We start from the raw sequence: 7,778 nt of genomic DNA, 5'->3' as shown, positions 1-7,778 counted from the left end.
CATAAAACGCAAACTGTCGTTATCGCACACGTATAATTGTAAATAAAAACCAAATGAATGGGGCCACCTTTATTGAAATGTTTCCTTTTTTGGCTCTAAACCCTAAGTATTAATAGACGGAATTTTCTGTCTTTATTTATGCAACACTAGTGATAATAATTGTAAATACTAACAACCTTAAAATATTTATATGATATTTTGTTAAAAAACATAGACCTCGCTAGTCTGTATATTGAGATCAAAACATGGTCTCTAAGAGAAAATAAAAACCTTACTAGCAAAAAGCCAGTAAGGAAAAAAAGAACTCGTAATTAAATATTAATACCTTGCTTCAAATGTGAATACAATTGTTCTTTATTTCGAGGGAAGGGTGTATCTGTTGCAAGCATTCCCATCAGTTGTAATTGTTCGGCTGTTTCAAATACCCAAGGCTTCTCAAGATGAGCTTGAGCAAGCAAATTAGGCTGCTTAAATACAGAGATGGGATCACCATGAAAAAGTATCTTACCGTCGCTCATAACGATAATTTCATCGGCCCATTCATATGCAAAATGTACATCGTGAGTTGATAGTATTATGGTTTTATGTGGTTTATGAATTGTATTTAATAGTACCATGATTTGCTTAGAATAATATGCATCAAGACCTGCAGACGGTTCATCTAATATAAAAACATCTGGATTCATCGCTAATACCCCAGCAATAGCGACACGTTTTTTCTGACCTAAACTTAAAAAGTGAATCGGCTTTTGTTGTAGGGGAGTGACTTCAGTTTCTTTCATCGCCCACTCCACTTGTTTGATTACCTTTTCTTTTGACCAGCCAAGGTTCATAGGACCAAATGAGATATCATGTTTAACTGTACCCGAAAACAATTGAGAATCTGGATCTTGGAAGACGATCCCCACTTGCTCCCGTAACTGTAATAAAGCTTTGCGTCCATATGTCATCTGCCGGCCATTAAAATATATTTCACCAGAATTGGGTTGTAATATCCCATTTAAATGTTGAAATAATGTAGATTTACCAGCACCATTGTTACCAAGCAATGCAATTTTTTTGCCCTTTTTAATAGAAAGAGAAAGGTCTTTTAATGCAATAGTGCCGTCTGCATAGCTATGGGTAAGATGTTGTATATCAAAAAATAGCTCATCCATTTAGACTACCTCCAAACGCAAAATAAATGGCTACAATGCTAATAGAAATTAGTACAATGCATAGCCAATTTCGTTTTGAAAATGAGTAATCATCCTCTAATAACTTTATATCATCCATATAACAGCGTGAATTCATAGTTATAGTTAATTCCTTCGAACGTTGAAAAACCTGTAGCAATAATGAAGAAATAAGTAAACCTAATGAATGTAAACTTTGTTTAATAGTTATATAACCAAGTCGGGAATTTTGCGCTTGATGGATTTTTAGTAATGTTTCTAAAAAAACGAAAATGAAGCGATATGTGATTTCTATTAATTCTATTAAAAGGGTAGGAACTCTTAATTTCCGAAATACATGTAATATATCATGTATCGGTGTTGTTAATGTTAAAAAATATAAGCAACTAATACTACCAAGAACAGTATAAAAGAGTTGGATTGCCATTTCTAAACTATGTTTTGTTATAAAAATATGCAATCCAAAAACCCTTGTCGTCCAAAGTGGTGTAGGTATGAAGTTATAATTACCTGTAAATAAAATCAAAATGGTCAGCATACCCGTTAAAAGGAAAAAACCAGGTACTAATAATAACTTGATATAGTATTTAAAAGGAATTTTAGCGCCTAAAATTGTAAAAGCACTCATCACAGTAAATGTGATGAGTGATATCAGAGTGTCTTTCACAGTTAAAGAAAATAACATCAGAAAAAAGGTAAATGCCATTTTCTCAATAGGATGAATATGCTGCCAACGATTCATATAAGCATATTTATCAATAAGGATCATCTTATATTTGACTCTCTTTGTTATTAACATTATTCTTGCGTTTGTGTTTACCTCGTGTTAAACCAATAAAGTAACCGATAAATCCAGCACCAATGGCTGCTTGAAGACAGAATAATAGACTTTCAATTTCCCCACTTGGCGGCTCCCAAATACTTGAGAACCAAGGCTCATATGAAGCATTTATTTCGCCAATAGCTGCTTCAGCTTCACCATCAGCTCCTCCAAATTCCGCTCCCTTTTGAATGAATAGCGGGAAAATAGCAAGAATGACAACGATTGCTATTAGTATTAAATTCTTTTTCATCGCTGTTCAGCTCCTTTCGAGAAGACATGAAGTGCTTTTAGCTCAGAAACATTGTATTTTTTCAAGAATTTCATAATAATAACAGTTAAAATACCTTCAGAAATAGCTAAAGGAACTTGAGTTAAAGCGAAAATACTACTGAATTTCGTGAACGACGCAAAGAATCCACCAACTTCAGAAGGAAATGCAAGTGCTAATTGAATAGAAGTGACAATATAAGTACCAAGATCGCCTAAAGCAGCAGCCAAAAATACTGCAAATGCAAAAGATAATCCAGCTTTAGTTGCCCCTTTATAAATACCGTATGCAATTAGTGGACCAACAACAGCCATAGAAAATGCATTGGCTCCTAAAGTTGTTAAGCCGCCATGTGCTAATAAAAGTGATTGAAATAATAGAACGATAAAACCTACAATACTCATTGCAAATGGTCCAAATAAAACAGTTCCTAAACCAACCCCAGTAGGGTGAGAACAACTACCAGTTACAGATGGGATTTTTAGTGCAGATAATACAAAAGCAAATGCCCCTGATAGACCGAGCATCATTTTTGTATCTGGATTTTCTTTAATTGTTTTACGAATTGAACGAAATCCAATAATCAAAAACGGAATCGTTACCGCCCACCAGAAGATAGCCCATTCAAGAGGTAAGAACCCCTCCATAATGTGCATGGCAAATGCTTGCTTTGGAACAATCATGACAAATACTAAAAAGTAAATCATTTTACAATTAAAGATTGATTTTAGCTTATTCATGTTAATCTCCCTTTTGTGTATGTATTGTTACAGGCGACTTATTAGTTGAAAAATAACACCTCCTATGAAATACCTCTCTGGATAGGGCATAAGCCATTTGTCATAAAAAAGCACCTCTTTCATAGAAAGAAGTGCGTGAAGGAATAGTCATCAGTAAATAAGACTTACTCACTTTCACACCCATCCTCGTAGGTTGAAACATTTCCTCACTTCATGGTAGGTCTCCTGGCTTAGAATCATCATTTCACTACTGCCTTCCCATCATTAGACAGTGACATAACGTAGCAAAACTCCTCAACACAGTGGCGGGACCGCGCCGGATTAACACCGACTTCCCTTTTAAGTTAAACGCTAATTTAACACCATGAAGTTTATTGAATTATTAGATTTCAGAATATAGTGTATCATGAGAATTTTCTTTCTACTAGATTTTTTTTGAAAAACTAAATAAATTAAATTGAAGTAAAAACGTTGCAGAAGCTGTTTTCAACAACAATATTTTGATGAAAATGTTTATTTAATATTATGTCAAGATATTAATTCTTAAAAAATCTATTTGAATCTAACAAAATTTAGTATATGATAAATACAGCTTTAGAATTTACTGAATAATACAATTGAATAACAAATTTAAAAGTGCCAACATGTTTAGAACATAGAGCAAGTTGGATAATAGGGAAATCGGTTCGAATCCGATGCAGCCCCCGCTACTGTAACGCTGATGAAATGATAATCCTCACTGGTGAAATACTGGGAAGAGATCAAAGTAAAGTGACGCGTAAGCCAGGAAACCTGCTTTTATAATTATGAACGATACTTTTCGGAGGGAAAGGTGAAGGCTACAGTAGATGACGCTTATTTATTTTTGTGTGTTGTCTGAATAATCTAGTTTTTAAACCTTAATTCCTTGAATTAAGGTTTTTTTATTTAACAAAATAGTTAACTAGCTGCCAATTTACCCTATTTCCATAGTTTTTTCATAAGAAAAGATGAACACCATTTGGGAGGATCACTATGACAACTTGGAATTTAGAAAGTATGAAAAGCCATTTGCTCATTTGTAACGGCAGTAGCTGTTTAAAAAAGGGCGGTGAAGAAGTTACACTGGCAGTAAGAGATGAGATCTCTAGACTTGGAATTGATGAACAAATACATACAACTCGAACTCGCTGTAATGGTCGTTGTAAAGATGCTTGTGTCGTTATTGCATATCCACAAGGTACTTGGTATAAAGCAGAATCTCCTGAAATTGGTCGTCAAATTGTACGTGACTGTATCGACCAGCAAGTTGCACCACATGTCGTCTATCAAACGATTAATGGCAATATGACGAAAAACCCGATATCAGGAGCGATTAAAGGGATTTCGAAAAATAGATAGATGTTACGAAAAGGAGATGCTTGAATGTCACAACTTGGCAAACTTTATGTAGTTGGTTTTGGTCCAGGGGATTTTAAACATATTACAACAAGGGCAGTAGAAGCACTGCAAGAAAGTGATTTCATTATCGGTTATAAAACCTACGTAGAACTCATTCAAGATTTAATCGATAGTAATACCGCTGTCATCAGTACAGGTATGACTGAAGAAGTATCACGAGCGCAAGAAGCTGTAAGACAAGCTGAAAATGGTAAAAAAGTTGCGGTCATTTCAAGTGGAGACTCTGGTGTTTATGGAATGGCTGGTCTAGTTTATGAAGTGCTAATAGAAAAAGGATGGACTGAGGCAACGGGTGTTGAAATTGAAGTTATTCCTGGTATTTCTGCAATAAATTCATGTGCCTCTTTACTAGGCGCACCAGTTATGCATGATTCATGTACGATCAGTTTAAGTGACCACTTAACACCTTGGGACTTAATTGCAAAACGAGTGGAAGCTGCGGCAATGGCGGATTTTGTAATCGCTCTTTATAATCCACGTAGTGGTCGCCGTACACGCCAAATTGTTGAAACTCAGCGTATTTTACTACAATATCGTTCACCAGAGACACCTGTAGGGCTAGTTAAAAGCGCCTATCGTGATCGCCAAAACATCATCATTACGAATTTAAAAGATATGTTGAATCATGATATTGGTATGTTAACGACAGTTGTCATCGGTAATTCATCAACATTTTTGTATGACAATAAAATGATTACACCCCGTGGTTATCAAAGGAAGTACACATTGAATGCTGAACAACAACCATTAAAACCACATCAACGATTGAAAGAAGAAGCTGAGCCTTGGGCAATGGACCAAGAAACTGGCATTCAGCGAAGTCAAAATATTGATAGCGTACCTGCTTTAGTAAAAGCTCAGCAATTGTCAGTTGTAAAAGTTGAATCAAAACCTACTATTGGCTCTTTTGAAATGGCGTTGGATGCATTATCACGTGTAACTGATCAGCAAGTGGCAACACAGGCTACTTATGTACAACAAGAAATGGAATCTATATTCGAATTAGCAGTCAGCCCCGGTGTTGCGAATAAACGATTTACACCAAAACAAATGATGACTTTAGCAGAAGTAGTTGGAGAAAAAGGGACGATGGAGTATACACCAAATCATAATATTCTATTGAGAATACCAACGACAACTCCAGATATCATCACAGCTAAATTGCGAGATGCAAACTTTATTTTGTCCCCTGTTGGTGATGTTGTAACAATAAAAGCATGTGATTTCTGTGATGGTGAAAAAACAGGCGGTATTCCTTATGCAGAGGAACTTCAAGAGATATTAGGGGGCCTACACATGCCAAAAGAATTTAATATCGGCTTTAATGGATGTGGAATGGCTTGTTACAAAGCCGTGATGGAGGACGTTGGAATCGTCTATAGAAAAGGTAAATTTGATCTTTTCGTAGGTGCGAAACCAGTTGGTAGAACAGCTCATCCAGGGCAACCAGTAGCAGAAGGTATTGATCCTGAAAAGATAGTAGAAGTTGTCAGTAACATCGTTGAAGAATATCGTCAAAATGCGCATCCGAACGAGCGCTTGTTCAAGTACTTCAAACGTGTGAAGCGAATTCAAGGATTTAACTATCAAGATATGTCACCGAAAATTGAAATTGAACCTGCTCCTTGCGGGGATTAAAAATTAGGGGGAATTGTATTTATGCAAGCTATATTATTCGTCGGTCATGGTAGTCGTTTAGCAGAGGGTAATGCTGAGGTTAATAAATTTGTAGAGCAATTAAAGCCAACATTAGATAGTCAATTACTAGTGGAATCTTGTTTTTTAGAATTTGCATCACCAAACATTGCACAGGGGATTGATAACTGTGTCGCTAAAGGTGCTACGGATATCCATGTTATTCCGATTATTTTATTACAAGCAGGACATTCGAAAATTCATATTCCAGCAGCGATTGATGAAGGGAAAGAAAAATATCCTACTGTACAAATTACATATGGTCGTCCACTAGGTGTACATGAATCCATTTTCTCAATATTAAAAGAGCGTTTAACAGAAGCCGGTTTCAATCATGAATCGGAAAATAAAGATACAGCTATTTTATTAATCGCACGTGGTGGTAGTGACCCAGATGCTAATAGCGACTTTTATAAAATTGCTCGTATGCTTTGGGAACAATTAAATGTTCATACAGTAGAATGTGCTTTTATGGGGGTTACTTATCCAACAGTTGAGGAAGGTATTGAAAGATGCCAGCAGCTAGGAGCGAAAAAAGTAATTATGCTTCCTTACTTCCTATTCACGGGTATTTTAATGGAACGTATGGAACAAATGGTCTTAAGCTATCAAACTATGTATCCTGAATTGGATGTAAAACTAGCAGCTTACTTTGGGTACCATCCTGAACTAAAAACAGTTTTAACAGACCGTGTGGAAGAATCGCTTCAAGGTGATGTGAAAATGAACTGTGATACTTGCCAATACCGTATCAATGCAATGGAGTTTGTAGAACATCATCACCATCACGACCATGATCACGACCACCATCATCATCACGATCATGAACACGAACATGCTGGTACTGCGAAATGATTTTGTTTTTAGCAGGTACGAGCGATGCCAGAGCATTGGCGATAGAGTTACAACAAACTGGATACTCAGTTTTAGCAACTGTTGTCACTGAATCAGCTGCAAAAAGTTTAGTTGAAGCAAATATAGAAACGCATATTGGTCGTCTAACAGCGGAAGATATGGCTCAATTTATTCAATCAAAAAATTTACAGGCTGTTGTTGATGCATCTCATCCATTTGCTGAAGAAGCATCAAAAAATGCGCTAGCAGGAGCAAAACTAGCAAATGTTCCATACATTCGATATGAACGTGAAAGTCAGCGATTTGGAGATGAAAAATTAATCCTAGTAAAAGACTATGAAGAGGCAGCGAATTTAGCAGCAAAAAAACGTGGCGTTATTATGCTTACCACGGGCAGTAAAACACTAGGTACATTTACTGAGAAGCTAATAGGTTTAGAGGATACAAGAGTCATTGCCCGTATGTTACCACGTTTAGACAATATGGAAAAATGTGCAGAACTTGGTGTAGAACAAAAGAATATTGTTGCTATTCAAGGACCTTTTTCAAAGGAACTAAATATCGCACTTTATAAGCAATATGGTGTCACTTTAATGATTACAAAAGAAAGTGGAAAAGTCGGTTCAGTCGACGAAAAACTAACAGCAGCTCTTGAATGTGGCATTGAAACAATTATGATTGCAAGACCAAAAGTAGCTTACGAAAATGTTCATTCTACTTTTGATGATGTGATTCAAGCATTACAAACTCAACTTCAACTTTCCCAAATATAGGAGGCAATC

The 7,778-nt window shown here is 36.1% G+C and carries 8 protein-coding genes and 2 riboswitches; of the genes, 4 read left to right on the top strand and 4 right to left on the bottom strand.

Annotated elements, in window-relative coordinates:
- Positions 1-311: 311 nt before the first annotated feature.
- From ACQKMD_RS13950 to ACQKMD_RS13935, 4 genes are read right to left on the bottom strand one after another with little or no spacing between them, the layout of a single operon-like run.
- Positions 312-1,157: an energy-coupling factor ABC transporter ATP-binding protein gene (locus ACQKMD_RS13950; RefSeq protein WP_427752737.1), complete on the bottom strand. Its 846-nt coding sequence runs from the start codon at positions 1,155-1,157 to the stop codon at positions 312-314.
- Positions 1,150-1,944 carry a cobalt ECF transporter T component CbiQ gene (cbiQ, locus tag ACQKMD_RS13945; protein WP_427752736.1) on the bottom strand — a complete coding sequence of 265 codons (795 nt, stop codon included), beginning with the start codon at positions 1,942-1,944 and terminating at the stop codon, positions 1,150-1,152. The genes ACQKMD_RS13950 and cbiQ overlap by 8 nt, the downstream gene beginning before the upstream one ends.
- Position 1,945: 1 nt before the next feature.
- Complete coding sequence (locus ACQKMD_RS13940) at positions 1,946-2,248, bottom strand: energy-coupling factor ABC transporter substrate-binding protein (protein ID WP_427752734.1); 303 nt, start codon at positions 2,246-2,248, stop codon at positions 1,946-1,948.
- Positions 2,245-3,006, bottom strand: a complete 762-nt coding sequence (locus ACQKMD_RS13935) for an energy-coupling factor ABC transporter permease (RefSeq protein ID WP_427752733.1) — start codon at positions 3,004-3,006, stop codon at positions 2,245-2,247. Before ACQKMD_RS13935 ends, ACQKMD_RS13940 begins: the two co-directional genes overlap by 4 nt.
- A 198-nt stretch (positions 3,007-3,204) precedes the next feature.
- A riboswitch (cobalamin riboswitch) is annotated at positions 3,205-3,388 on the bottom strand.
- A gap of 235 nt (positions 3,389-3,623) precedes the next feature.
- Positions 3,624-3,820, top strand: a riboswitch (cobalamin riboswitch).
- Between the two features lie 200 nt (positions 3,821-4,020).
- On the opposite strand from ACQKMD_RS13935, the gene ACQKMD_RS13930 reads away from it, so the two are divergent.
- The 4 genes from ACQKMD_RS13930 to cobK are packed head-to-tail and all read left to right on the top strand — an operon-like array spanning position 4,021 to position 7,769.
- On the top strand, positions 4,021-4,386 hold the full coding sequence (locus tag ACQKMD_RS13930; RefSeq protein WP_427752732.1) for a (2Fe-2S) ferredoxin domain-containing protein: 366 nt from the start codon (positions 4,021-4,023) through the stop codon (positions 4,384-4,386).
- Between the two features lie 24 nt (positions 4,387-4,410).
- Positions 4,411-6,084 carry a precorrin-3B C(17)-methyltransferase gene (gene cobJ / locus ACQKMD_RS13925; protein ID WP_427752731.1) on the top strand — a complete coding sequence of 558 codons (1,674 nt, stop codon included), beginning with the start codon at positions 4,411-4,413 and terminating at the stop codon, positions 6,082-6,084.
- Between the two features lie 21 nt (positions 6,085-6,105).
- Entirely contained in the window at positions 6,106-6,996 is an 891-nt protein-coding gene (locus ACQKMD_RS13920) for a sirohydrochlorin chelatase (protein WP_427752730.1), read from the top strand.
- Positions 6,993-7,769, top strand: a complete 777-nt coding sequence (gene cobK, locus ACQKMD_RS13915) for a precorrin-6A reductase (protein WP_427752729.1) — start codon at positions 6,993-6,995, stop codon at positions 7,767-7,769. The genes ACQKMD_RS13920 and cobK overlap by 4 nt, the downstream gene beginning before the upstream one ends.
- Positions 7,770-7,778 lie beyond the last annotated feature (9 nt).

Source organism: Viridibacillus sp. NPDC096237 (genome assembly GCF_050278625.1).
In the GTDB taxonomy this organism is placed as follows: Bacteria; Bacillota; Bacilli; order Bacillales_A; family Planococcaceae; genus Viridibacillus.
This window is presented reverse-complemented; position numbering and strand designations above follow the sequence as displayed.

Excerpts from the sequence above, each read along its gene's own strand:
- ACQKMD_RS13930 (WP_427752732.1), top strand. The coding sequence starts at position 4,021 with ATGACAACTTGGAATTTAGAAAGTATGAAAAGCCATTTGCTCATTTGT.
- ACQKMD_RS13950 (WP_427752737.1), bottom strand. The coding sequence starts at position 1,157 with ATGGATGAGCTATTTTTTGATATACAACATCTTACCCATAGCTATGCA.
- cbiQ (WP_427752736.1), bottom strand. The coding sequence starts at position 1,944 with ATGATCCTTATTGATAAATATGCTTATATGAATCGTTGGCAGCATATT.
- ACQKMD_RS13920 (WP_427752730.1), top strand. The coding sequence starts at position 6,106 with ATGCAAGCTATATTATTCGTCGGTCATGGTAGTCGTTTAGCAGAGGGT.
- cobK (WP_427752729.1), top strand. The coding sequence starts at position 6,993 with ATGATTTTGTTTTTAGCAGGTACGAGCGATGCCAGAGCATTGGCGATA.
- ACQKMD_RS13940 (WP_427752734.1), bottom strand. The coding sequence starts at position 2,248 with ATGAAAAAGAATTTAATACTAATAGCAATCGTTGTCATTCTTGCTATT.
- ACQKMD_RS13935 (WP_427752733.1), bottom strand. The coding sequence starts at position 3,006 with ATGAATAAGCTAAAATCAATCTTTAATTGTAAAATGATTTACTTTTTA.
- cobJ (WP_427752731.1), top strand. The coding sequence starts at position 4,411 with ATGTCACAACTTGGCAAACTTTATGTAGTTGGTTTTGGTCCAGGGGAT.